General features: G+C 43.4%; 21 protein-coding genes and 1 riboswitch. Of the genes, 15 read left to right on the forward strand and 6 right to left on the reverse strand.

The features are described 5' to 3' along the window. Nucleotides 1-91: 91 nt before the first annotated feature. Entirely contained in the window at nt 92-1,123 is a 1,032-nt protein-coding gene (locus AK824_RS00440; RefSeq protein ID WP_057757785.1) for an NADP-dependent oxidoreductase, read from the forward strand. A 195-nt stretch (nt 1,124-1,318) separates the two neighbouring features. Next, a complete protein-coding gene (locus AK824_RS00445) occupies nt 1,319-2,176 on the forward strand; it encodes an EcsC family protein (RefSeq protein WP_057757787.1) in 858 nt (285 codons plus the stop codon). A 32-nt stretch (nt 2,177-2,208) separates the two neighbouring features. Here the strand turns inward: AK824_RS00445 and AK824_RS00450 are convergent, their stop codons facing one another. The 3 genes from AK824_RS00450 to AK824_RS00460 form a co-directional block, all read right to left on the reverse strand. After that, nucleotides 2,209-2,826 carry an alpha-ketoglutarate-dependent dioxygenase AlkB family protein gene (locus AK824_RS00450; protein ID WP_057757790.1) on the reverse strand — a complete coding sequence of 206 codons (618 nt, stop codon included), beginning with the start codon at nt 2,824-2,826 and terminating at the stop codon, nt 2,209-2,211. A gap of 20 nt (nt 2,827-2,846) precedes the next feature. Continuing rightward, the gene (locus tag AK824_RS00455; protein WP_057757793.1) at nt 2,847-3,737 is read right to left on the reverse strand and encodes an alpha/beta fold hydrolase; all 891 of its coding nucleotides are present in this window, start codon (nt 3,735-3,737) and stop codon (nt 2,847-2,849) included. Nucleotides 3,738-3,817: 80 nt separating this feature from the next. Further along, nucleotides 3,818-5,734 carry an ABC transporter ATP-binding protein gene (locus AK824_RS00460; RefSeq protein ID WP_057757797.1) on the reverse strand — a complete coding sequence of 639 codons (1,917 nt, stop codon included), beginning with the start codon at nt 5,732-5,734 and terminating at the stop codon, nt 3,818-3,820. A 369-nt stretch (nt 5,735-6,103) separates the two neighbouring features. Between AK824_RS00460 and AK824_RS00465 the strand changes: the two genes are divergently transcribed. Continuing rightward, a complete protein-coding gene (locus AK824_RS00465) occupies nt 6,104-6,952 on the forward strand; it encodes a hypothetical protein (protein WP_057757799.1) in 849 nt (282 codons plus the stop codon). A gap of 175 nt (nt 6,953-7,127) precedes the next feature. Then, nucleotides 7,128-8,018, forward strand: a complete 891-nt coding sequence (locus AK824_RS00470) for a fructose bisphosphate aldolase (RefSeq protein WP_057757802.1) — start codon at nt 7,128-7,130, stop codon at nt 8,016-8,018. A 124-nt stretch (nt 8,019-8,142) separates the two neighbouring features. Here the strand turns inward: AK824_RS00470 and thiC are convergent, their stop codons facing one another. Beyond that, complete coding sequence (gene thiC, locus AK824_RS00475) at nt 8,143-10,191, reverse strand: phosphomethylpyrimidine synthase ThiC (protein ID WP_057762257.1); 2,049 nt, start codon at nt 10,189-10,191, stop codon at nt 8,143-8,145. Nucleotides 10,192-10,505: 314 nt separating this feature from the next. Beyond that, a riboswitch (TPP riboswitch) is annotated at nt 10,506-10,650 on the reverse strand. A gap of 293 nt (nt 10,651-10,943) precedes the next feature. Here thiC and pstS point away from each other — a divergent pair. From pstS to phoU, 5 genes are all read left to right on the forward strand, one after another. After that, nucleotides 10,944-12,110, forward strand: coding sequence for a phosphate ABC transporter substrate-binding protein PstS (gene pstS / locus AK824_RS00480; protein ID WP_057757805.1), 1,167 nt, complete (start codon nt 10,944-10,946; stop codon nt 12,108-12,110). Between the two features lie 209 nt (nt 12,111-12,319). Further along, the gene (gene pstC, locus AK824_RS00485; protein WP_057757808.1) at nt 12,320-13,270 is read left to right on the forward strand and encodes a phosphate ABC transporter permease subunit PstC; all 951 of its coding nucleotides are present in this window, start codon (nt 12,320-12,322) and stop codon (nt 13,268-13,270) included. 64 nt (nt 13,271-13,334) lie between these two features. Further along, the gene (gene pstA / locus AK824_RS00490) at nt 13,335-14,240 is read left to right on the forward strand and encodes a phosphate ABC transporter permease PstA (protein ID WP_057757811.1); all 906 of its coding nucleotides are present in this window, start codon (nt 13,335-13,337) and stop codon (nt 14,238-14,240) included. Nucleotides 14,241-14,400: 160 nt separating this feature from the next. Then, nucleotides 14,401-15,237, forward strand: a complete 837-nt coding sequence (pstB, locus tag AK824_RS00495; RefSeq protein ID WP_082624662.1) for a phosphate ABC transporter ATP-binding protein PstB — start codon at nt 14,401-14,403, stop codon at nt 15,235-15,237. 119 nt (nt 15,238-15,356) lie between these two features. Beyond that, entirely contained in the window at nt 15,357-16,139 is a 783-nt protein-coding gene (gene phoU / locus AK824_RS00500) for a phosphate signaling complex protein PhoU (RefSeq protein WP_057757817.1), read from the forward strand. Nucleotides 16,140-16,238: 99 nt separating this feature from the next. Here phoU and AK824_RS00505 read toward each other — a convergent pair whose 3' ends face one another. Together AK824_RS00505 and argH are read right to left on the reverse strand one after the other, a co-directional pair. Further along, nucleotides 16,239-16,529: an oxidative damage protection protein gene (locus tag AK824_RS00505; protein ID WP_057757820.1), complete on the reverse strand. Its 291-nt coding sequence runs from the start codon at nt 16,527-16,529 to the stop codon at nt 16,239-16,241. A 317-nt stretch (nt 16,530-16,846) separates the two neighbouring features. Next, complete coding sequence (argH, locus tag AK824_RS00510; protein ID WP_057757824.1) at nt 16,847-18,220, reverse strand: argininosuccinate lyase; 1,374 nt, start codon at nt 18,218-18,220, stop codon at nt 16,847-16,849. Between the two features lie 239 nt (nt 18,221-18,459). On the opposite strand from argH, the gene AK824_RS00515 reads away from it, so the two are divergent. The 6 genes from AK824_RS00515 to AK824_RS00540 all read left to right on the forward strand — a co-directional run bounded on the left by AK824_RS00515 (nt 18,460) and on the right by AK824_RS00540 (nt 24,565). Next, nucleotides 18,460-19,485: a histidine kinase gene (locus AK824_RS00515; RefSeq protein ID WP_227511174.1), complete on the forward strand. Its 1,026-nt coding sequence runs from the start codon at nt 18,460-18,462 to the stop codon at nt 19,483-19,485. A 328-nt stretch (nt 19,486-19,813) separates the two neighbouring features. Continuing rightward, nucleotides 19,814-20,551, forward strand: a complete 738-nt coding sequence (locus tag AK824_RS00520; RefSeq protein ID WP_057757830.1) for a LytR/AlgR family response regulator transcription factor — start codon at nt 19,814-19,816, stop codon at nt 20,549-20,551. A gap of 228 nt (nt 20,552-20,779) precedes the next feature. Then, nucleotides 20,780-21,814 (forward strand): hydroxymethylbilane synthase, encoded by a 1,035-nt coding sequence (gene hemC / locus AK824_RS00525; RefSeq protein WP_057757833.1) that lies wholly within the window; start codon nt 20,780-20,782, stop codon nt 21,812-21,814. Between the two features lie 119 nt (nt 21,815-21,933). Continuing rightward, nucleotides 21,934-22,926, forward strand: a complete 993-nt coding sequence (locus tag AK824_RS00530; protein ID WP_057762259.1) for a uroporphyrinogen-III synthase — start codon at nt 21,934-21,936, stop codon at nt 22,924-22,926. 60 nt (nt 22,927-22,986) lie between these two features. Beyond that, nucleotides 22,987-24,021 carry a hypothetical protein gene (locus tag AK824_RS00535; RefSeq protein ID WP_057757836.1) on the forward strand — a complete coding sequence of 345 codons (1,035 nt, stop codon included), beginning with the start codon at nt 22,987-22,989 and terminating at the stop codon, nt 24,019-24,021. A 52-nt stretch (nt 24,022-24,073) separates the two neighbouring features. Beyond that, complete coding sequence (locus AK824_RS00540; protein ID WP_057757839.1) at nt 24,074-24,565, forward strand: acyl-CoA thioesterase; 492 nt, start codon at nt 24,074-24,076, stop codon at nt 24,563-24,565. Nucleotides 24,566-24,651: the final 86 nt, after the last annotated feature.

Here is a 24,651-nt window from a genome sequence, read left to right on the forward strand (position 1 = left end):
TTCTCGATTGAAAGTGATATTAACAGCACAACGTTTCAATAAAATGAATAACAAGTACAGTTTAATAAACAAAATATAAGGATATTCTACGATGGCAACAGCTTCTACTACCGATAATAATCAACAAGCTAACCACAACATACCTAAGACTCAGCACGCCGTACTCATACGCGAGTTCGGTGAGCCTGAAGTAATGAAATATCAAGATGGTGCTGATGTCCCTGAGCTACAGGACGACCAAGTACTAGTAAAAATTGCCTATGCTGGAATTAACCCTGTCGATTATAAAACCCGCCAAGGTAAAGGCTGGGGTGCGGAAAATATCCGTAAAGACAAGTTTGAGAATGATCAGCCAGCTATTTTAGGATTTGATGTATCAGGCGAAGTAGTCAGCAGTAATAGCGACGAGTTTGCTGTGGGAGATAGAGTAGCGGCCTTGACTTTTACCGGTGGCGGCTATTCGCAATATGTGGCAGTAGATGCCAAGTTGCTTGCAAAAGTACCAGATAATGTCAGCTTAGAGCAGGCAGGTGCTTTACCTTGTATCGGACAAACGGCGCTACAGTTTGTAGATTTTGCTGATATAAAAACAGGCGAGCATGTGGTGATTAATGCACCAGCAGGCGGTGTCGGTCATTTATTAATCCAACTGCTCATGAATAAGGTGGCGCAAGATAACATCAAGGTAACGGTAATTTGCTCGCCAGAAAAGTACGCCAAGCTTGATGAATTAATAGACGTATCTAAGCTGGCGGGTTGGATAGATTATACAAAAGATGAAGCGTTCCCTAACTTACAAGCCGACGTGCTGCTTGATTTAGTCGGTAATGATGCAGGTGTCCGTGCGCTTAGCGTACTCAAATCAGGTGCCCGAGTAAATGTGTTGCCAACTATCTGGGTTGATAAGCTCAAAGAAGCCGGTCAGCAAAAAGACTTAGTAGTAGCAGGCTATAAAGCGCAGCGTAGTGGTCAAGATATGGCGCGCGTTTTACAGGAAGTAGCCGATGGTAAGCTAACTTTAAAAATTCAAAAGACCTATCCACTCTCAGAAGTTGTTGCAGCGCACCATGAGCTACAAAAAGGCGATGCTTTTGGCAAGATTGTCTTAGCAGCAGCTGAGTGAATGTCAAGATTGCCCAAGTATTAGGTAGTGTTTGGTAGGATTTATTAGTAAAGGGATGTCTGTTGAAACCCAGTAAACTTAACTGATGACCTAACAAATCATACAAAAGTTTTATGTTGGACAACAGAACGTCCCTGTAGTCTTTGCTTATTTATCATAGGATAGAAAGCGAACGATACTAATAAAGGGAATAATATGACTACCAACAATAAGACCAGCAATGAAAAAACAGATGACCACATTGCTTATGAAACCAAAGTCCGTGAAGAAATAGAAGCATGGAAGAACCCTGATAAAGGGATTTTGGATAAAACGCTAACAGTGCTTAATACCCCTGTGGTAGCAGCCGGTGATGCGTTAATGGAGGCTCCACAATTTGGCGATTCTCTAAAAAAAGTAACTGAAGAAACGATTACTGCTTTGAGTGATGCAGCCAATTGGACATTGGACACTCAAGACGTTATTGATAGCTATCAAGAGATAGCGGATGTTGATAGCTCCTCGATTGCAACACTAGCTGATATTAAACGTCTACCCATTGCGGTTGTAGATAAACAAGTTAAGCTTTTCAAAAGCAAATATGTTGCGCTAACCAGTGCGCAAGGGGTGACTACAGGGGTTATAGGTTGGGCAGGTATCCCTGCGGATGTCGTTGGACTTATTACAGCTAATCTACGTGCGATTGGAGAATATGCAACGTACTATGGCTTTGATATCAATGATAAAGGCGAGCAGCTATTTGCTATGTCTTTGTTGGCTGTGGCAACTTCTACCTCTGTTGAAGAGCGTAAGGCGGCGTTAGATGACACTCATGCGATGATTAAAGATCCAGAAACTCAGGCATTTAATCAGATCAATGAAGAAGTCATGTCTCGTGTACTGCGTCAGACAGCGACTAAAGTAGCCAATAATATCGTTAAGACAAAAGCGGCGCAAATCATTCCAGCGGTAGGCGCAGTAGTCGCAGGTGGTGTTAATGCTAGCTACACTGCCAATGTGTGTGAAGCTGCTTACCAGTGTTATCGTGAGCGTTTTTTAGACCGTTTCGCGTAAGAAGTAGATGACTCGTTAAGTCAGCGGTAGTATCAAGATGTAAGCATATGCCGAAACGTTAGACTGATTCGCCCAGCATCGACCGTCTTTGTCTTAGTAATCGTATGCTTCCAAAAGGTTTGTGTATCACCATGCATCACAACGAGCTGACCAGACTCAAGATAAAGTTCAACTTTGTCTTGAGTTTTTTTATGCTTAAAAACAAATTTGCGTGTGGCGCCAAGTGATAAGGAGGCGACAACTGGTTGATGACCGAGCTCTTTTTCGTCATCAGCGTGATAGCCCATACCATCAGCGCCAGAAGGATAGTAATTAAGCAGGCAGGTATTGAAATTAGCAATGACACCGATTTCTACTAAAGCTTGCTCGATTTTCTGTTTCACGTGAAACACTATATCTGACCATGGAACGGTTTGTCGCACGTGTCCTGAGTACTGATAGTCTGCATCTGTATCTCCCATCCAGACAATTTTCCGAGTGGTTATATGGGTCTTACCAAATAACGTCACGATGTCTGATTGCCAAGGTAGCTCATTTCGTAGAGTGTTATAAAGGGCAGTGGCATCGTCGATAATCACACCTAGATCGTTCACTTTACCACCATAGGGTAGTAAGTTATCCGTGGGTGCAGGGGCAAAGAGGTCAGTCATAATTCAGTCGTTGTAAATCCTTATTTGCTGCTTTGGTAGTGCTCGTTAATAATTTGAGCGCATAGTTCAGGCGCTTCCATTGGCAATAGATGCCCATAATCTGACAGCGAAATAAGACTGCTATCTGGGACAAATTTTTGCCATTGTTTTCGTACTCTGTCATTGATGAACAGGGTAGGCTTGCCTGTAATTAAGGTGTAGGGACAGCGTAGTTTTTTGAGTGCGGCATCGATATGAGGTGCGCCAAAATAATTGGCCAGCTCTTGTTCTGGTGCAAACATAAGCGTATAGCTACCATCTGTATTTTTGCTCAGACTTTGCTCAGCAAATACTTGCAAGTGTTCATCGCTGATACGTTTATAAGCACGCTGCGCACGTAGGCTCTCATAATAACTATGGGTGCTTGGCCAAGTAGACTGCTTAGTTAACGTGCTTTTGAAAGGCTCGCGGCTCAGTAGGACAGAGCGTGGCAAAAGGTTATATAAGGTAGCTTGGTTTTTGGTAAATGTGACAGGCTCGATCAGGTACAACTGCGAAAAAAGCTCTGGACGTTTGGCAGCGGCCATTGCTGTAGCCGTTGCGCCTTGTGAATGACCAATACCTACGACAGGTTTGTCTTGGGTCTTTTCTAAAAACTCAATCAGCATATCAGCATCTTGCTCGCGCGTCAGACGACAACTTTGCGGCTTATCATACCAGTAGCCACGCAGAGCAAGTGAGCTGATATCAAACTCAGTGGTTAGCTTGCTCAATAGTGGTGTATAAGTGCCAACGGTAAAACTATTGCCACTATAAAAATGTGCTGGCGCGCGGGGAGTAGAGCTTGAGTCTAGCGGCTGATTAAACTGGCTAAGGTCATAGTAACGTGCCTGTTTTCCGCCAAGATTAATGCGGTTTGTGAATGCTTCCATAAAATAAACACTTCCTTGTGACTTATTTTGAGTGATTTCTTGCAGTTTGTCTTCTTATGATTGAGCTGACTTAACAAATTTTAGTTGTCTTCCCCTAAGAAGCCACCGCTTTGACGTTGCCACAGTCGAGCGTAGACACCGTTTAATGCTAACAGTTCATCATGACTACCTTGCTCAATGATACGGCCTTGATGCATAACGACCAGTCTATCTAGTGCAGCAATAGTAGACAGTCGATGGGCGATAGCAATAACGGTCTTGCCGGTCATGATGTCATTTAAGCTTTCGGTAATAGCATATTCGATCTCAGAATCTAGCGCACTGGTCGCTTCATCCAAAAGTAAAATCGGCGCATTTTTTAGCATAACACGTGAGATAGCGATACGTTGACGTTGACCGCCAGATAGTTTGACTCCGCGTTCACCCACTTGGGTATCAAGTCCTGTATTGCCTTTATCATCGTACAGATCTTTGATGAAATCCCATGCCTGAGCTTGTTTGGCAGCGATCATAATCTCTTCGTCAGTAGCATCAGGACGACCATAGGCGATGTTTTCACGCACGGTGCGATGTAACAATGACGTATCTTGAGTCACCATACCAATCTGTTGACGCAACGATTCTTGCGTGACCGCATCGATAGCTTGACCATCAATTAGAATCTTACCGCTATCCACATCAAAGAAGCGTAGCAATAAATTAACTAGTGTTGATTTACCAGCACCTGAGCGCCCAACCAAACCAATCTTTTCACCCGGCTTAATATCTAAGTGGAAGTTGTCCAACAGTTTGATATATGAGTTAGGAGCGCGTTTAGCAATGTTCGCACTATCAACAGTCTCGCCAGTTTGTCCATTGTCTTCTTCATCATTCTCATAACTGAAGTCAACGTGGTCAAACACGATACGCCCGTCCGTGACGGCTAGGGCTGGCGCGTCAGGTTTATCAATGATTGTCTGCGGTGCTGACAACGTACGCATACCGTCTTGAACTGTACCAATACTCTCAAACAAACTGGCTGTCTGCCACATAATCCAACGCGTCAAACCATTTAGACGCAACGCCATAGCAGTCGCAGCAGCAATGGCACCAACACCAACTGCGCCTTGTTGCCACAAGTACAATCCAATACCTGCGGTACTACTGACCAAGATCACGCTGATAAGATGGGTCGATACTTCTAAATAGCTGACCCAGCGCATCTGCGCATGAACCGTACCTAGAAATTGCCCCATGGCGTTTTTGGCATAGCCAAGCTCACGACGCGAATGGCTAAATAGCTTTACGGTCATGATATTGGCATAAGCGTCCGTAATTCGTCCTGTCATTAAGGCACGGGCATCCGCTTGCACAATCGCTGTCTCTTTGAGCTTAGGGATAAAGTACCAAATGGTAATGGCAACCAAGACCAGCCAAATAACAAAAGGAATGAGTAGTAAGCTGTCTAAATTAAACAGAATCACCCCTGAGGTGATAAAGTAGACAGAGACATACATAAACATATCGGTGACAGTCATCACGGTATCGCGTACTGCTAGGGCTGTCTGCATTACCTTAGCTGAGACGCGACCCGAAAACTCGTCCTGATAAAACTGCATGGATTGCCCAAGCATACGCTGATGAAACCGCCAGCGCATCTGCATAGGAAACACGCCTTGCAAGGTCTGAAAGTGGATAAACGATGACAAGGCAATCCACAGTGGGCTAACTATCATGACAGTGAGCATGATGAGCAGCATATCGCCTTTTTCTACCCATAAGTTTTGTGGTGTATAAACGCCCAACCAATCGACGATGTTACCTATCCAAGCAAACAGCATGGCCTCGTAAATACCGATACCAGCGGACAAAATCATAAAGATTAGTAGCCAGCCGCGTAGACCACTGGTACATGCCCACAAAAACTTCAGCATACCATCGCGAGGTGATGGCAATGGCATAGGGGTGTCTGGAAAGGCGGGTAGGCGGTTTTCGAAAAAGCGAAATAAAGCATTCATAAGCAGTAATAAAACATCAATAGCAGTACGTCAAGATGAACGAGAGGACTCGTTATCTAGAATCTTTACTTTTGTGATTGGGATTAGGTGCTATTTTAGCAAAATTACTAATCATACCTGCATGCTAATTGTAATTTACTTAAGAATAGCTAGGTTTTGAGAGCTTCAGTTATAACCATAATAAATAGATTGCTGTAGAAAAAATATTTTGTTACATTCCATATCCAAACTTATTTATAGTTTAAATATTGCTTTTATAAGCATGATTTCATTGCAAATATCAGCTGATTAGCAGGCATTTTATTTAATGGTTTTTATTAATATACGAACAGTCATAACTCAACATTGAAGTTCAAAAGGTAGCAGTGAATGGTGTATTTAATAATAGCGGTGCTATGTAGCGTCGCCGTCTCCGTACTTTTAAAAATATTGCGCCAGAAAAATATAGATATTCGTCAGACCATCGTGGCAGGCTATCCTATGGCTTTTTTACTGACTTGGGTGTTACTAAAACCTGATGTGGGGGCCATACATGCACTTGATAGCGCTTGGGGCATCATCATCGCGCTTGGGGTACTATTGCCTGCCGTATTTATCATTCTGGGACGAGCTATTGAAGCGGTGGGAATGGTAGCAACCGACGCCTCTCAGCGCTTATCACTCATTATCCCCATCGTAGCGGCTTTTTTGCTATTCGATGAGGTGCTGACTGGTACACGTATACTTGGACTGGCGTTAGGTTTTCTGGCATTAGGTGCGCTTGTCTATCGACCACAGCATAACGATGTTACTCGGCAAGCAAAGCATACGCCACTGTGGTTATTCGGGGTATGGGCAGGCTACGGCATTATTGATATTTTGTTCAAACAAGTGGCCAAACAAGGGGCGGCCTTTCCGTTAACTCTACTGGTTAGCTTCGGGGTAGCAGGTGTATTGCTTTTAATCTATTTGCTTGTCACGCGAGTACGTTGGCAAAAACAAGCGCTTATGACAGGTCTGCTGCTCGGCGCATTAAACATGGGCAATATTTATGCCTATGTACGGGCACACCAAGTGCTGCATGATTCTCCTAGTATTGTTTTCACTGGTATGAATGTCGGCGTTATTGCCGTAGCGACATTGATTGGCGTCGGTGTGTTTAAAGAGCAGCTGAACCGTATCAATATAATAGGATTAGTATTGGCAGTCTGCTGTGTAGGGGTACTGTTTTTGGCGTAATGGACTCTGTTCAAAGTATTGGTTTCATAATTTTTTAGCTATATTGTCACGTATCCTATATAGGCATACAAATCATCCTATGATAAGGTTATCTACAAATAACACGGCTTGTATGGAATAAAAAAGCTTAGTTTATGATATTTAACTTAACCAATAAAAATAGGATGCAGGCTCAATGGAATACGATAAGCAATTACAGCGTATAAAAAATGGTTCAGGTTTTATTGCTGCTCTTGATCAAAGTGGCGGCAGCACACCAAAAGCGTTAGAGACTTATGGTGTCAACAGCGACGACTATGATAATAATGAGGCCATGTTTGATCTGGTTCATGAAATGCGTGCTCGTATCATGACGTGTGACTGTTTTGATAGTGAGCGTGTACTTGGTGCAATTTTATTTGAAGACACCATGGAGCGTGAAGTCAATGGTAAGTCGACGGCTAATTACCTATGGGAAGATAAAAATATCGTACCATTTTTAAAGGTAGATAAAGGTCTAGCTGAGCAAATGAGCGGTGTACAAGTCATGAAGCCGATTCCGAATCTAGATCTATTATTAGATAAAGCAAAAAACTATCCCGTATTCGGTACTAAAATGCGCTCAGTCATCTATGAGCCAAACGTCGATGGTATCGAGCTTGTGGTACAGCAGCAGTTTGATGTGGCTAAGCAGATTATTTCAAAAGGCCTGATGCCTATCGTCGAGCCAGAGGTCAATATTGATAGCACTCAAAAGCATGAGTGCGAGCTACTGTTGAAGGCAGATATCTTGCGCAATCTGGAACGCTTGAATGACGAACATCAAGTAATGCTCAAGCTGACGTTACCAGAAGAGGCAGGGTTTTATCAGGAGCTGATTGACCATCCTAAAGTGCTCAAAGTAGTGGCGCTGTCTGGTGGTTATAGTCGTAGCGATGCTTGTGCCAAGCTCAAACAAAACCCAGGTATGATTGCGAGCTTCTCGCGTGCCTTTACCGAAGGCTTGAGTAAGCAACAAAGCGATAGCGAGTTTGCTGAAACCATCAACGCCTCAATTGAAGAGATTTATGAAGCATCAAAAATGTAAACGTAGTAAATAAAAACTCGTACATAAATCATGAGTAAATAAGCCAAAAAAAGCCCTACTAGATAAGTGTGCAAATACTTAAACAGTAGGGCTTTTCTTATTTCAAAAGTATAGGTTATTAACCCTACACCTCTTTATATAACTGACGTCCTTCGTTGTTATATTTCTTAGTCATCTCGGCCATGCCTTGGCGAATTTCCTCAGCAGTGGCTTCACCAACTTGTCCAACGAGCTCTGTATCTACCTCTTTGATTAAGTGACCAGCATCGGTTAAGTCGCCTGTTTGCGGCGTTACTTTTTGGTTAGCGGCATCTTTATCCAGCCCTGCTGCATATTCACGCACGTTTTGAGTGATTTTCATTGAACAAAACTTAGGGCCACACATGGAGCAAAAGTGTGCCGATTTGTGTGCGTCTTTTGGCAACGTCTCATCATGATATTCGCGTGCAGTATCAGGATCGAGCGCTAGATTGAACTGATCATCCCAGCGGAATTCAAAACGTGCTTTAGATAGTGCGTTATCACGAGCCTGTGCTCCTGGATGACCTTTAGCAAGGTCAGCAGCGTGTGCAGCGATTTTATAAGTAATAATGCCGTCTTTGACGTCTTTTTTGTTTGGTAGACCCAAGTGTTCTTTTGGCGTGACATAGCACAGCATCGCTGTACCAAACCAACCAATCATGGCAGCTCCGATGGCGCTAGTGATATGGTCATAACCTGGGGCGATATCTGTGGTTAATGGCCCTAAAGTATAGAAAGGCGCGTCAGCACATAGCTCAAGCTGCAAGTCCATGTTTTCTTTGATGCGGTTCATCGCGACGTGTCCAGGGCCTTCGATCATCACCTGTACATCGTGCTCCCATGCGACTTTGGTTAATTCACCAAGCGTACGTAGCTCACCGAACTGCGCTTCATCATTGGCATCTTGCAAGCAGCCAGGGCGTAGGCCATCACCTAGACTAAATGCTACATCGTACTGTTTCATAATCTCGCAGATGTCTTCAAAATGCGTATATAAAAAGCTTTCTTTATGATGGGCAAGACACCACTGCGCCATGATAGAGCCGCCGCGTGAGACGATACCTGTCAGACGTTTTGCGGTGAGCGGCACATAGCGTAATAGCACGCCAGCGTGAATAGTAAAGTAATCGACGCCTTGCTCTGCTTGCTCGATCAACGTATCACGGAATATCTCCCATGTTAGGTCTTCAGCAACGCCATCGACCTTTTCTAATGCTTGATAAATCGGTACCGTACCAATCGGCACAGGAGAGTTACGGATTAGCCATTCACGGGTTTCATGAATATGATTACCCGTTGATAAATCCATGATGGTATCCGCACCCCAACGCGTGGCCCACGTCATTTTAGACACTTCTTCATCGATAGACGAACCCAACGCTGAGTTACCGATATTGGCATTAATTTTCACCAAGAAATTGCGCCCGATGATCATCGGCTCAGACTCAGGGTGGTTGATATTGTTTGGGATAATAGCGCGTCCAGCCGCTACTTCATCACGAACAAATTCAGGGGTAATGATTTGAGGCGTATTGGCACCGAAGCTCTCGCCATCGTGTTGACGCATATCGGTCAGTTCATGCTGCTTTTGCGTTTCGCGTATGGCGATATATTCCATCTCAGGAGTGATGATGCCACGGCGTGCATAGTACATTTGCGTGACGTTCTGTCCTGCTTTGGCGCGACGCGGTTTATCAATATGAGCAAATCTAAGGTTAGCAGTGCTGATGTCGCGGGCACGCGCTTGTCCGTATGAGCTGGATAGACCGCTTAATTGCTCGGTATCATTGCGTTCTGCGATCCAGTTCTCACGCAATTTTGGCAATCCACGTGTTAGGTCGATATCGACATTAGGGTCGGTATATACACCCGAGGTGTCATACACATAAAACGGTGGGTTATGCTCACCATCTTTATCTCCAGTGCCACCAACAGGCGTATCAGCCAAGCTGATTTCACGCATCGGTACTTGGATGTCAGGTCTTGAGCCTTCGATATAGACTTTTCGTGAGGCAGGTAAAATACGGTGTAGGTCGCGCGCATCTTCTTCGAAACGAGCATCGCTTGCGGCCCTGTGGGCAGGGGTTTTTAGCGCATCTGCTTTCTTATCTGCTTTGACGTTGGTCGTGTCAGCAGCATTTGAAGCAAGCATTGAGTTGTCGGCTGGGTTATGCGTTTGGGCTTTCGGTGCAATTGAAGTGGTGTCTGCAGTAGTCATATGCTGTCCTAGCGTGTTGGTTTTTGAATAAAATCAACACCGCCAGTATCTGCGGGGGTAGGCATCCATCATCTAGACAAATTTATATCCTGAACCCACAACTTCGACCAAAAAGTATCGTCGCGTATGGTGGTCATCAAATATTGGACGCAGCTTGATATCCTCTCTTCTTATCTGGCTATGCATCACGCATATTAAGACAGTAGTGACGATAAAAATGTATTTCTACGCGCCCTTTGCCATAAATAACAAAGTGCTTGAGACTTCCCTGCGTCGGTACTAACCGCATCAGGTTCGGCGGGTGATCTCTCAGCGAATGTATCAAGGCGACTACTTTAATAAAGCAAGTTTAATAAAGTGAGCCAAAAATACACCGCACCCCGAGTCTGTCAGTGTTGTAAATCAGCCTTCATACTAACAAAATTCTGTACCAACGGCTAATAGTATTTGGATACAAATATTCTGCGTCAAACACACGGTTCAATATTTTCGTGAATAATTTTTCTGAGTGTTAATAGATGAGGATGCTTAGTATTACTAGGTTGTAGACAAATTATTCAAATATTATGTAAAGCGAATGAAGGATTCTAGAAGTTGTCATTAAACTGTCATAAAGATTTGGCAAGATAACACGCATATCACAAGCAATGCTTTTTTATACCGTTGTTAAACTTCAGGAGTCCTACATGCGTTATTCGTTATTAGCAGTGGCCGTCAGTTGTACATTAATGCTTACGGCGTGTAATAAGTCAACAGATACGGCGGAGCCAACTGCTGATACTAGCAGTAGCGCTGTGACAACAGCTGAAACAACCTCTCAGACAGCATCTTCTGCTACGTCAGATTTTAAATCTGCTGAAAATATCGCTATGAATATTACAGGTGCAGGTGCATCATTCCCGCAGCCTATCTATGCGAAATGGTCATATGACTACAATGCTGCTACCGGCGGCCAAGTCAACTATCAGTCGATTGGCTCATCTGGTGGTATCAAACAAATCCAGTCAAAAACAGTAGATTTTGGTGCTTCTGATGCACCGATGACGCCTGAAGAGTTAGATGAAGCAGGTTTGATTCAGTTCCCAACAGTTATCGGTGGTGTTGTACCAATCGTCAACATTGATGGCGTTGAGCCTGGTGCATTAAAGCTAGACGGCACAACGTTGGCTGATATCTATTTGGGTAAAATCAGTAACTGGAATGACCCTGCGATTAAGGCGATGAACCCAGATTTGACCTTGCCAGATGCCCCAATCACAACGGTATTCCGCTCAGATGGTTCAGGTACGACGTTTAACTTTACTGATTATCTTGCCAAGGTTTCACCAGACTGGAAAGACACTGTTGGCGTTGATAAAACTGTCAAGTGGCCGACCTCTGCGACTGGTGCAGGCGGTAAAGGTAACGAAGGCGTCTCAAGCTACGTAAACCGCATGAAAAACTCGATCGGTTATGTTGAGTATGCTTACGCTAAGCAAAATAAGATGTCACATACTGCGCTGAAAAACGCAGCTGGTAACATCGTACAGCCATCTGCTGAGACGTTTGCTGCGGCAGGTGATATCGATTGGTCACAACAAGAAGGCTTTTATAAAGTCATCACCAACTCTGAAACTGACCAAGCATGGCCTATCGCTGCTGCGACCTTTATCTTGGTACATAAGCAACCAGAAAACCCTCAGCAAGTCGCTGGCGTGTTGAATTTCTTTGACTGGGCTTATACCCAAGGTGATGACAGCGCCATGGAACTAGACTACGTACCATTCTCTGACACGGCAGTGGCCTTGTTCAAAGAGAAGTGGAACGAAGTGAAAGGTAGCGATGGTCAGCCTGTCTACAAGCCAGCTCAGTAATTTGTTTCTGCTAAATGCTATTTAGCAACCGACAAGTCATCCTCTCGAATAGCTATTCTCCGGTAGTTGTTTGAGGGGTTTTAACACAGCAAATTTGATGAATACATCTCGATAGATATAGTTACTCATACCATTTAAGTTTGCTGTGTTAAGACCTGATATACATTTTTTTAATATTTCGATTCATCCCATTCAATGCTGAGACACTTATGACAGACTTAAGGTCCCAACTGGCTAAACAAAAACGTTACGACGCTTTATTTGTTAACTCTACCAAAGCGTTTGCCATACTCGTCCTCCTATCTTTAGGGGGCATTTTGGTGTCTCTAATTGTTGGAGCATGGCCGAGTATTCAAGAGTTTGGTTTGGGATTTTATACCAGCAATAACTGGGATACAGTTGCCAATGAATACGGTGCATTAGCGCCTATTTACGGCACCTTAGTCACGTCATTTATCGCTATTATTATCGCGGTTCCAGTCAGTTTCGGTATTGCGATATTTTTAACCGAGATGTGCCCTAAGTTCCTCAAAAAACCACTTGGTATCGCCATTGAGTTGTTGGCTGGTATCCCATCTATCATTTATGGCATGTGGGGATTGTTCGTATTTGCGCCGTTCTTTGGTGATCATATTCAGCCATGGTTTATTGAGCACGTCGGCCCTTTGCCTATTATCGGTAAGCTGTTTGCAGGTGCACCTATGGGACTGGGTATGTTTACCGCCTCCCTAGTACTTGCCATTATGATCATACCGTTCATCGCTGCCACCATGCGTGATGTTTTCTCTGTTGTACCCGATTTGCTGAAAGAGTCAGCATATGGCATGGGCGCGACGACTTGGGAAGTCATGTTCAAGATTATCCTGCCTTATACCAAAGCTGGTGTCGTTGGTGGCGTAATTTTGGGTCTTGGTCGTGCATTGGGTGAGACGATGGCAGTTACCTTCTTGATTGGTAATGCGTTTAATATCAGTCCAAGCCTATTTACTTCTGGTGTGACGATTACCTCGGCCTTGGCCAATGAGTTTGCTGAAGCGTCTAGTGAGCTACATCTTGCGTCTCTACTACATCTAGGCTTAATCTTATTTGTCATCACCTTCATTGTGCTGTCTTTAGCAAAACTGATGCTCATGCGCATGGATCACAAAGCAGGTAACTGATAAGTCTGTTACTGATTTATTGAACCTTGATAGACATCGATAAAAGATATGGGAAATAAATATTATGCCTGCTAACAATACGATCAATGCACCACTACCTACTAAGCCAAACGGCGTTACTCGCTACAATCAAAGCCTTTATAACAAGCGTCGTTTGACCAACAAGTTAGGTCTAGGCTTTGCCATGTCAGCGATGATTTTTGGCTTGTTTTGGTTGTCATGGATTTTGGTGACTTTGTTTGTTGAAGGCTTCCAAGGTATGGTGCAGTTGCCAATCTTTACCGCTGATACGCCGCCACCAATGAGTGCAGGCGGTTTGCGCAATGCTATCGTTGGTTCGGTCATGTTAGCGTTTTCAGGCTTGTTTATCGGTGCACCTATTGGTCTTATGACAGGTATTTATTTATCTGAGTTTTCTAAAGGCAGTATGCTGGGCAAGGTCACTCGCTTTTTAAATGATATTCTATTGTCAGCGCCATCGATTGTCATCGGTCTATTTATCTATGCACTGATGGTAAAAGGTCAAAGTTTCTCTGGTTGGGCAGGTGCGTTGGCATTGGCATTGATTGTTATTCCAGTGGTCGTGCGTACGACAGAAAACATGCTGAACTTGGTACCTAATAGTCTACGCGAAGCAGCCTATGCGCTAGGTACTCCTAAATGGAAGCTGGTCACTCAGGTCACTGTGAAAGCTGCGCGAGCGGGACTGACCACAGGTGTGTTATTGGCTTTTGCTCGAATCACTGGTGAGACAGCACCGTTACTATTTACAGCACTTAACAATCAATACTTCAGTACAGATATGGGTCAGCCTATTGCTAACTTACCCAATACCATTTACCAGTTTGCGATGAGTCCTTACGACAACTGGCATACATTGGCTTGGGCGGCAGCACTACTTATCACCGCATCTGTCCTAGTATTAAATATTTTGGCAAGATTTATCGGTGGTAGAGGTCAGCCCAAATAAGGGCTGAGAGCAGACCGTAGTACGCTAAGCATTTACTTAAACTTATATGAAATTAATTGAGCTAGGTTGAAATATTATGAATGATGTCCTAAGCAACGTCCGTACAAACACGACTGCTGACAACTTTAATACGGCAACAGGCAGCCTATTAAATAGACCCATGTCTACTAGCGCCCAAGCTCAGCAACCAAACACTGCTGATTTTAATAAGCAAACGATTCAAGATATTCCTAAAAACATGCCTGCTGCAAAAATGGAAGTTCGAGATCTAAACTTCTATTACGATGACTTTCAGGCATTAAAAAACATCAATATCGATATCGCGGATAAAAAAGTGACCGCTTTTATTGGTCCTTCAGGTTGTGGCAAGTCTACGCTACTGCGTACCTTTAACCGCATGTACGATCTATATCCAGGTATGCGTGCAGAGGGCAATATCAATCTAGATGGCAAAAACATCTTGGGTAAAGACATCGATGTGAACTTATTGCGTGCACAAGTTGGTATGGTCTTTCAGAAGCCAACGCCGTTCCCGATGTCAATCTATGACAATGTCGCCTTTGGCGTACGACTATATGAAAAATTAAGCAAAGACGAGCTAGATCATCGCGTCGAGTGGGCACTGAAAAAATCAGCGCTATGGCCAGAAGTAAAAGACAAGCTAAAAGCATCAGGACTGTCGTTATCAGGTGGCCAGCAGCAGCGTCTATGTATCGCACGTAGTGTAGCGACCAAGCCTGAAGTACTGTTGCTTGATGAGCCGACGTCAGCACTGGATCCTATCTCGACGGGTGCTATCGAAGATTTGATCGAAGATCTGAAAAACGACTATACCATCGCTATCGTCACTCACAATATGCAGCAAGCAGCACGCGTATCTGACTACACGGTCTATATGTATTTGGGCGACATGATTGAGATGGGTGAGACCGATCAAATATTCACCAAGCCTACCCAAGCCGCGACAGAAGACTATATTACAGGTCGTTATGGCTAACATTGATTGAGATTGAAATCGGTACAAGCAGACAAAGCTGATTAGCATGTCATAAGCCGACTTTCTAACTTCATAGGCACATTGCGCTATTAAAATATAGATTCTAGGGAATACCTCTCATGCAAAGTGATAAGCATATCTCCAAAAGTTTTGACCAAGATCTTGATGAAGCTATCCGTTTATTTTTATACATGGGTGATAGCGCGGCTAACCAAGTGGCCAAAGCTATTCATGCTCTTATCGATAAAGATGAAACACTGGCGCAAGAAGTCATCGATATGGACTTCGATATCAATCGAATGGAAGTCGAACTCGACGAGCACATTTTGTTATTGGTCGCCAAGCGCCAGCCAGCAGCCAGTGATTTGCGCTTAGTCATGTCAATCAGTAAAGGTGTGGTCGATTTGGAACGTATCGGCGATGAAGCGGTAAAAATTGCGCGAATGGCCAGTAAAATTGCGGCAGAAGGCAAATCAGCATACGGCTACGCTGAAGTTCAGCATCTGAGCAATCAAGTTCGTCTGATGCTAAACAACTCGCTAGAAGCTTTTAGTCAATCGAATGCGGAGCAAGCGTTTGAAGTGATGCGTAATGATAGCGCGGTCAATACCGAATATCAGTCAGCCATTCGTGCCTTGATGACCTATATTATGGAAGACTCACGCCATGTATCAAAAGTCATCAATATTATGTGGATATTACGATCGCTTGAGCGTATCGGTGACCATGCACAAAATGTCGCAGAGTTAGTGATTAACTATATCAGTGGGCAAGACGTACGTCATTCAGACTATGCCATGGTCGAAAAAGCGGTGCAAGAAGCCAATGATCGCTTAGCTGCTCGTCAAGTTAGTACATTGTCAGCCAATGAGCTTGAAACGTCAGATAGTGATGAAGGCTGATAAGAAAGACATTGATTTTCATCTTATAATAAAAAACGCGCTATAGTAAGCGCGTTTTTTTATAACTACTAAATGTACCTAGTAGAAGGTAAGTAAATTCTAACTTTCTGGTGTCCAACCTTGTGCACGCTCATAGTCTTCGTTGTCTAAGAACTTATCACGCTGCTCTGTTAAAAACTTTTTAGCAGCAGGATCCATCATGCTCAGATGGTTTTCATTGATAAGCATCGTTTGATGCTCAAGCCATTCTTTCCACGCCTTTTCCGATACGGTCTCTTGCAGCTCTTGACCTTTTTTATTAGGGAAGGGTGGATGCGGCATCTTTGGCAAATCTTGCTTATATTTACGACAAAACACAGTATTTGCTTGAGGGTTAAAAGTCTCAGTCATAAGGCATTCCTTATTCATTATATTAAGTGGTTAAATCAAATATCATATGAGTCTATGATAACGGTCTTGGTAGATTTAGCAAAGGGTACTAATGTATATCGTCAAGCCTCTATCTATTTGTTATAAAGTCTTTGGTAGTTGGTGTATGATAAATACTGTCTACGTTTAACCTTTTTATTGAAATTTCCAAAGCTATTGATATTTTGATAATGACATTGGCCAAACCAGTAGAGGTCATAAGACAAATAAAAACACCCGCATAAGTAGCGGGTGTTAAGTTTAGATTGGCAAGTTGGCTATTGTTTGTAATTTAATGATTAGGCAAAGGCTTTTAAGCGAGAACGGCCATTGACCACCGCTTGCTTGACTTGGTTTGGCGCAGTGCCACCTAAATGGTCACGAGCTGCTAATGAGCCTTCTAGCGTTAGATAGTCGAAGACGTCTTCACCGATGGCATCGCTAAATTGCTGCAGCTGTGCCAATGACAAATCACTTAGATCAACACCTTCTTTGATGCCTAAAGCAACAGCGTTACCAACCACTTCATGAGCGTCACGGAATGCTACGCCTTGACGTACTAGGTAATCTGCCAAGTCAGTCGCAGTCGCATAGCCTTTCATCGTAGCGGCACGCATGGCATCGACGTTTGGTGTGATGTTTGGTAGCATATCAGCAAACGCAAGCAGCGAACCTGTCAACGTATCAACGCAATCAAATAAAGGCTCTTTGTCTTCTTGATTGTCTTTATTGTAGGCGAGCGGCTGGCTCTTCATTAGGCTAAGTAAAGTCATCAACTGACCAAAGACGCGTGCCGCTTTACCGCGTACCAACTCAGGTACGTCAGGATTTTTCTTTTGCGGCATGATCGATGAGCCAGTACAGAAGCGATCTGGTATCTGCACAAAATTAAATTGTGCTGACATCCAAAGAATAATTTCTTCGCTCATACGCGACATATGCATCATCAGGATAGAAGCCGCTGAAGTAAACTCAATCGCAAAATCACGGTCCGAAACAGCATCGAGTGAATTTTGACAAATACCTTCAAAACCTAGCAATTCAGCAGTGATGGTACGATCGATTGGGAAAGTCGTACCAGCAAGCGCTGCGCTACCAAGTGGCATCTGATTGATACGGCGACGTGCATCGACAAGACGCTCAGTATCACGATATAACATCTCAAACCATGCCATTACATGATGGCCGAAGCTAACAGGCTGTGCCGTTTGCAAGTGAGTAAAGCCTGGCATGATAGTGTCAGTATGTTGCTCGGCCAAATCAAGCAAACCACTCTGCAAACGTACTAATAACTCAATGATATTATCAGTCTCTTCGCGCAACCATAGGCGAATGTCTGTGGCTACCTGATCGTTACGGCTACGACCAGTATGTAGTTTTTTACCAACGGCACCTATAATGTCAGTCAAACGTGACTCGACGTTCATATGCACGTCTTCAAGGGCGATCGACCAGTTAAACTCACCTGCTTCAATCTCGCGCAATACTTGCTGAAGGCCATCAATAATAGTGGCGACTTCATCAGCAGTTAAAATATCACATTCTTTCAGCATCGTTGCATGCGCAATTGAGCCTTGAATATCGTGACGAGCAAAGCGTTGGTCAAAGCCTACAGAAGCAGTAAAGGCGGCAACGAAGCTATCTGTCGCTTCACTAAAGCGCCCGCCCCACATTTGTTGGCCTTGGCTACTAGCAGGCGCAGTCTGCGTTGTGGTACTTGTTATAGAAGCATCTGTGCTAAAATCAGAGTCAGATGAACTTTTACTTGATTCAGGATTACTAGGTTTTGAAGAATTGGCGTTCATATCGGTACAAGACAAGTCAAGAGAATAAGAACTCGAGTATAGCAAATGATGAGGTTGCCTTACTAGCTACACGCTTAGAGTTTTTTATTCCTAAACTCATGGAAATCATGAGGCCTTGGCAGTGGCTGACATATATCTTTTTTTGGTCACTGTTTTTGACGGTGATTGAGCGCCATGGTCTATCAGGCTGGTCTGATTTTATTATCAAGTTTTTTTCTCGCGTGATACAAAATGCACTGACAGTTATTCCCGCACTATATTTGGTCGATTATTTGCGTCCTGTCTTCAAAAACGCGAGCATTCCTAGTGTGAGTTTGCGTATTGTCATGCTCATGATGTTTTCTGCCACGGTCTCTATGGTGTTGGTGGTTTTGGTTATGATCAATCTAGGGTGGATGGAGTATAACCGTCAAGCTTTTGTCATTAATTTGCTTTTCAACACAGTGCTTACCGGTGGTTTTACTGCTGTGTTCTTATTGTATTTTTTGCGTAGCTATCGTGAGCTTAATGCGCTTAAGTTGTCCTTTGAATATAAATTGACCGCTCAAAATGATCTAATAAAAGCCCGTACGGCTCCGCACTTTTTCTTTAATACTATCAATACACTTGTATCACTGATTGAATCAAACCCGCCAAAAGCCGCTATCTTATTACAGCACGTCTCTGCATTGTTCCGTGCTAGTTTTAGTGGTACACGCGAGATTAGCTTTGAAGAAGAGGTTGACCTTTGTGAACATTATTTGGCAATCGAATCTAGTCGTTTAGCAGACAAGCTCGAAGTCAATTGGAAGTTACCTGATGAAGATATCATGTACGACATGGTTATCACTGCGCTAACGCTACAAAGCGTGCTAGAGAAAATACTCCTCAATGTGGTAGAGATGACCACGGAAACTATCTGTATTAATATCGAAGTCACGTGGGAACAACACCGAGTCAAAATTATGATTGATGTTGCACTTCCCAAAAAGACATTGATCATCAACCACGACTTGCGCCAACATATGAACTTCTATATTCAAGCTGATCGTTTGCGCGCCCATTTTGGACAAAGTGCGGACATTCAAAGCTCCGTAGCCAGTACTCAAATTATCACTATCATCGACTATCCTTTACAAGACGTGGGTTTATAACCTGCTGTTATTTATTAATTTCCTCTCTTTTTTCAACGCTTAAAAACCTATGTGGCATACTTATTGCATTACCATGTATAGGTATCATATTTCGTGTTTGATAAATGATGATTACGAATCAGTAATATCATAGCTAATGTGAAACACAATTACATCATATAAAACCTACCTATAGCAGGAGTATATTGTTCGCTATAAAAATTGGTAGTTTTTGTCAAAATTTCATTAAATAATTTAGACTTTAGATTCTAAGTAATTGATAATGAGTGCTAATATAGCTGTAATGCTATTGAAAAAATATTAAGTATGTACTTGGATGGGAGTTTGCATGCGTATCGTAGTTTGTGATGATGAGCCCTTAGCGCGTGAGCGCTTGGTGAGAATTGTACAAGAATCAGGTCATGAAGTAGTTGCTCAGGCCACAACAGGTGCACAAGCCATCGTCGCTGTAAAAACCCAGCAGCCAGATATTATATTATTAGATATCCGAATGCCTGAAATGGATGGCGTGCGCTGTGCTCAAGAGCTTGCCACACTTGAGCATCCACCAGCGATTATATTTGTGACGGCATACGACCATTATGCAATCGCAGCGTTAAAAGCCAATGCAATTGGCTATTTGTTGAAACCTGCAAACAAAGATGAGCTACTAGAGGCATTAAACAAAGCAAAGAATCTAAATGCTGCTCAATTAAATGAAATTCGCAAGCTTGAAGACCCGACAGCACGTCCGATACGTGAACATATCGCTGCTCGTACGCATCGCGGTGTTGAACTGATTAAGCTAAAAGATATCTACTATTTTGCAGCAGATCAAAAATACGTCAAAGTGCGTCACAAAGACGGCATGGTATTGATTGATGAAACGCTAAAAGAGTTAGAGCAAGAGTTTGATGATCGTCTGTTCCGAGTACATCGCAATGCCATCATCAACCTTAGTTATTTGGACTTTTTAGAAACTTTGGATGCAGGCCAGTATCAGATACGTTTTAAAGGTATTGATGAGACGCTAGCGGTCAGTCGTCGTCACTTACCTGCCTTACGTGATAAAATCCAAAGCATGTAATAGGCTGTCCTGATAGCGACCAATCATTCCATATCATCAAACCCTTATTTATGCTTAAATAGGGGTATTTTTTTGCGTCAGCATCTACTATTAATCATTTGAGTCGCCTATGCTTTGGCAAATCTGCCCTATCGAGTAATATCGATATTATTTAGTATAAATATGAATAGTACTGACATAGGGACTATAGCCACTATAGTATTAGTATCGAACTTATTGAGGCCCTTTATGAGCAATCCGCAGCAACCTATTTTGACTACTCTAAATATCGCTACACGTCAAAGTCCTTTAGCCTTATGGCAGGCCGAGCATATCCGTGATCGTTTATTGGCGTTGTATCCTAATCTGACGATTAATCTACTAAAAATTGTCACTAAGGGTGACAAGATTTTGGACACACCTTTGGCCAAAATCGGTGGCAAAGGATTATTTGTAAAAGAGCTTGAACAAGCGCTGTATGACAAACAAGCCGATATTGCAGTGCACTCGCTAAAAGATGTACCGATGCAGCTTCCCGAAGGCCTCACATTAGGCGTCTACTGTAAACGCGCCTCACCAACAGATGCCTTTGTCTCAAACACTTATAATGGTATTGATGAGCTACCGCAAGGTGCAGTCGTTGGAACATCAAGTTTACGTCGTCAATGCCAAATTAAAGCCTATCGTCCTGACCTGCAAATCAAAACATTGCGCGGCAATGTTGGCACTCGTTTGGGCAAGCTAGATGCGGGTGAATACGATGCCATTATTCTGGCAACGAGCGGCTTGCAACGTATTGAGCTGGACGAGAGAATACGCGGTGAGCTTGATATCGCAGCTTGCTTACCTGCAGTTGGGCAGGGAGCTTTAGCGATCGAATGTCGTGAAGGCGATGAAGAAGTACTCAAATTACTTGCACCACTCAATGATGATAAAGCTCGTATTCGACTTATCGCTGAGCGTGCTTTGAACCGTTATTTAGAGGGCGGTTGTCAAGTACCGATCGCCGCTTATGCAGTTCTGCAGACAGCTGAAGAAACCAGTGTTAATAATGACAACAATGGTGATAACGGCAATAACGACAGCGGGAATGTGCTGTGGCTACGTGGTCGAGTGGGTCAGGCCGATGGTAGCGAGTTGTTGAAAGCAGACAAACGAGCTACGTTGGTTGGGACACAAGCTGAGCAAGAAGCCCAAGCCAATCAATTAGGTATCGATGTCGCAGAAATGCTGCTTGCTGATGGCGCAGGCGCTATTTTGTCAGCCATTTATCAGCCTGAGTAGTACAAGTACAGTCGCTATAGGTTTGATTAACCGTAAGATAGGCTGATCTAAGCATCAGTCACTCTTGTATGCTTAAGCCTTTTTCATTCGCTTTTTGTCATGGTATATCGATGTCATCAATGCCAACTCAATCTACATACACAGCTTCTCATAAGAATTTTTCTAATGATAAGTCAAACGTAATGCCGCAAATTGTCATCAATACTCGCCCAGTAGAGCGAGCAGCATCGTTGACTCAGTATTTACAAGCGGCAGGATTAGTAGTGGTTGAAATGCCAATGTTGACGCTACGACCACGTCCAACAACTGATCTAGATATTGCATTAATGCATCAGTGGCTGGCGGGGGTCTACAAAGCGCTTGTTATTGTCAGTCCAACTGCGGCAGCTTCAGGGCTAGCCGTTTGGCAATCACTTGAACATGAAAAGCGTAAATACAAAGCGAAAGATAGTAATGGCAAGTATGTGCAGAAACTATCAGAAGGTTTGTCACTACCTAGTCCTCTGGTTGCGGTTGGTGAAGCAACGGCGGCAGAGTTCAGTCAGGTGCTTATAGATACAACAAACTATCAAATACTTCAGCCTAAGACGGCCAATAACGAAGGCATGCTAGCAATGCCTGAAATTGATAGCTTACAAGCAGGCGATAAATTGCTGATATGGCGCGGGCTTGGTGGACGACGATTATTAGTTGATACATTGCAGGCGCGCGGTGTACATATCGATAGTATTGCTTGGTACGAGCGTACAATGCCTATCGATGCAATGGCTGAGTATCAGCAGTGGCAACAAGCATTTCTTACTCATAGTATTACGTCAGATATTGCCCTACCAAAGCAGCCAAAGCCAATTGTCGTCATCAGCAGTGCGGCAGCTTTTGAGCATTGGTCAAATATTGTCAATGACGAGCAATCGAAGACGTTAAAAAAAGAGCAAGATTCTGATGCAGTGGCTAATACAACACAGCTTCTATCGCTTACGTTAAAAGATTTTTCTTACGTTGTGTTGGGTGAGCGTTTGGCCAATATGGTTGCCGCACAGCAGTTGAGCTACTGGCGAGTAGAGGATTTGTCGCCAGCTACGATTCTCTCAGCCATTCATTCTAAAATATAATACCTTAAACTTCTCATTTGCTTTAAACATGTTTATTTATACCAATAACGGTACTGCCTTATGTCAATGAATTCTGAGTCCTTATCTAAGGATCCTTCAACTGTTCAGCAGCGCCGGCAAGCAAATATTTTGCTGCTACGGATGCAATGGCTGGTTATCTTATTACTGATCGCTGCATTATTGTGGCTATATATTAGTCAGCAGCGCTTTCAGCATAGTGTCAACGATCGTTTGCAGAGCAATGAGCAAGTAATCAGTCGATTAAACGAAATGGACGATCGTCTATTTGCCATGAGTCAGCAGACGCTGCCAGAGCCTAGAGTTGAGGCTAGTAGCCAAGCTCAGAATCAGTTGGACCTATTGCGTATCCAAATCAAAGCTGCTGATAGACTGTTGGCAGATAGTAATGACAGTGCGGCGATTGAGTTATTGCGAGGTCTACATTGGCAGTTGTCGCAAAGCAGTAATGAAATTGCGCCTGCGCTAACTATTGTTATAAAGCAAAGTTTGCTCAAAGATATTGAGCGTCTGCAGGCACAAAGCTCGCAGCCAAGCCCGTGGCAAATACAAAATCTTGCGATTCAAAATATTCAGGAATTTTTGCATAGTCATGAGCGTCTTGGCAGCTATGAAGGTACGGATTTACAGCGTCGAGAGCTGGTGGATGCGGCTACTGAAAATAAACAGCAGCCTAAAGCAACCAATGCTGCTGATACCTCAGCGACTAATGACACAAATTTAACGCGTCGTCAGCTTACTATCCATGAAGTCATCATGACACTGAATTTAGCAAGCCAAGCCAGCAATATGCGTAAGCAAGATCAACTGGTCAGCTATTTGACGCAAGCACGCAGACAGTTAAAAACGTTGGTGCCTAGGGCCTCAAATAGCGACAATAAAAAGTCAGTACAAGCTGGCGCGATTGGCATTATACAAGCCGATAAAAAATCAATCGATGGTCAAAGTAATCTTGAGACAATGAAAGCACCGAGTGACATACCAGAAGTAATTGTATGGCTAAATCAGTTGATTGCTCATGCACCCAAACCAACGCCATTACTGACGACAGAAATTTTAGATAAACCGCAACGCTAACGAGAGTTAGTCACAATAGTTAATACAGAAAATATAAAACGTAAGGTAAGCAATGACCCATCCTAATGAAAAGTCAGCATCTATATCTGATGTAGCAAACGAACACCGCCCGGAATTATTAGCTCATTATCCTGTTATTCATCATCAGCCGATACAGTGGGGAGAGATGGATGCCTTCAATCACCTGAATAATGTGGTTTACTATCGTTACGCTGAGTCAGCACGTATTAGTTACTTGCATGCGCTAGGTATGTTTGATGGCAGTATGGTCACTGTTTTAGCCCAGTCTAGCTGTCAGTATTTACACCCAGTTACCTATCCTGATACGTTATTGTTAGGGGTTCGTTGTAAGCGTTTGGGCAATACGAGTATGGCGATGGAATATAGTTACTATAGTACCGCGCAAGAAACAATCGTTGCTACAGCAGAGGCTGTGGTAGTGCGTCTGGATAGTGAGGGAAAAGGTAAATTGCCATGGACAGCAGCAGAGCGTCAACAGCTGCTAGCAATGGAAGCCAAGTTTGGTCATACGCCTGAGCTTTAGATTGGTTTCTATATAAATCGATGATTCATTTTTTCAAAAAAATTATCATAAATTAAAAGCTAAAAACAAAAAAGGCACGCCAACAT

The organism is Psychrobacter sp. P11G3, assembly GCF_001435845.1.
Classification (GTDB): domain Bacteria; phylum Pseudomonadota; class Gammaproteobacteria; order Pseudomonadales; family Moraxellaceae; genus Psychrobacter.

Coding starts and splice junctions, on each gene's coding strand:
- AK824_RS00505 (WP_057757820.1), bottom strand. CDS start 16,529: ATGACTGAGACTTTTAACCCTCAAGCAAATACTGTGTTTTGTCGTAAA.
- AK824_RS00465 (WP_057757799.1), top strand. CDS start 6,104: ATGGTGTATTTAATAATAGCGGTGCTATGTAGCGTCGCCGTCTCCGTA.
- pstS (WP_057757805.1), top strand. CDS start 10,944: ATGCGTTATTCGTTATTAGCAGTGGCCGTCAGTTGTACATTAATGCTT.
- AK824_RS00540 (WP_057757839.1), top strand. CDS start 24,074: ATGACCCATCCTAATGAAAAGTCAGCATCTATATCTGATGTAGCAAAC.
- thiC (WP_057762257.1), bottom strand. CDS start 10,191: ATGCTTGCTTCAAATGCTGCTGACACGACCAACGTCAAAGCAGATAAG.
- phoU (WP_057757817.1), top strand. CDS start 15,357: ATGCAAAGTGATAAGCATATCTCCAAAAGTTTTGACCAAGATCTTGAT.
- pstA (WP_057757811.1), top strand. CDS start 13,335: ATGCCTGCTAACAATACGATCAATGCACCACTACCTACTAAGCCAAAC.
- AK824_RS00440 (WP_057757785.1), top strand. CDS start 92: ATGGCAACAGCTTCTACTACCGATAATAATCAACAAGCTAACCACAAC.
- AK824_RS00535 (WP_057757836.1), top strand. CDS start 22,987: ATGTCAATGAATTCTGAGTCCTTATCTAAGGATCCTTCAACTGTTCAG.
- hemC (WP_057757833.1), top strand. CDS start 20,780: ATGAGCAATCCGCAGCAACCTATTTTGACTACTCTAAATATCGCTACA.
- AK824_RS00455 (WP_057757793.1), bottom strand. CDS start 3,737: ATGGAAGCATTCACAAACCGCATTAATCTTGGCGGAAAACAGGCACGT.
- pstB (WP_082624662.1), top strand. CDS start 14,401: ATGTCTACTAGCGCCCAAGCTCAGCAACCAAACACTGCTGATTTTAAT.
- pstC (WP_057757808.1), top strand. CDS start 12,320: ATGACAGACTTAAGGTCCCAACTGGCTAAACAAAAACGTTACGACGCT.
- AK824_RS00460 (WP_057757797.1), bottom strand. CDS start 5,734: ATGAATGCTTTATTTCGCTTTTTCGAAAACCGCCTACCCGCCTTTCCA.
- AK824_RS00445 (WP_057757787.1), top strand. CDS start 1,319: ATGACTACCAACAATAAGACCAGCAATGAAAAAACAGATGACCACATT.
- argH (WP_057757824.1), bottom strand. CDS start 18,220: ATGTGGGGCGGGCGCTTTAGTGAAGCGACAGATAGCTTCGTTGCCGCC.
- AK824_RS00450 (WP_057757790.1), bottom strand. CDS start 2,826: ATGACTGACCTCTTTGCCCCTGCACCCACGGATAACTTACTACCCTAT.
- AK824_RS00515 (WP_227511174.1), top strand. CDS start 18,460: ATGAGGCCTTGGCAGTGGCTGACATATATCTTTTTTTGGTCACTGTTT.
- AK824_RS00530 (WP_057762259.1), top strand. CDS start 21,934: ATGCCAACTCAATCTACATACACAGCTTCTCATAAGAATTTTTCTAAT.
- AK824_RS00520 (WP_057757830.1), top strand. CDS start 19,814: ATGCGTATCGTAGTTTGTGATGATGAGCCCTTAGCGCGTGAGCGCTTG.
- AK824_RS00470 (WP_057757802.1), top strand. CDS start 7,128: ATGGAATACGATAAGCAATTACAGCGTATAAAAAATGGTTCAGGTTTT.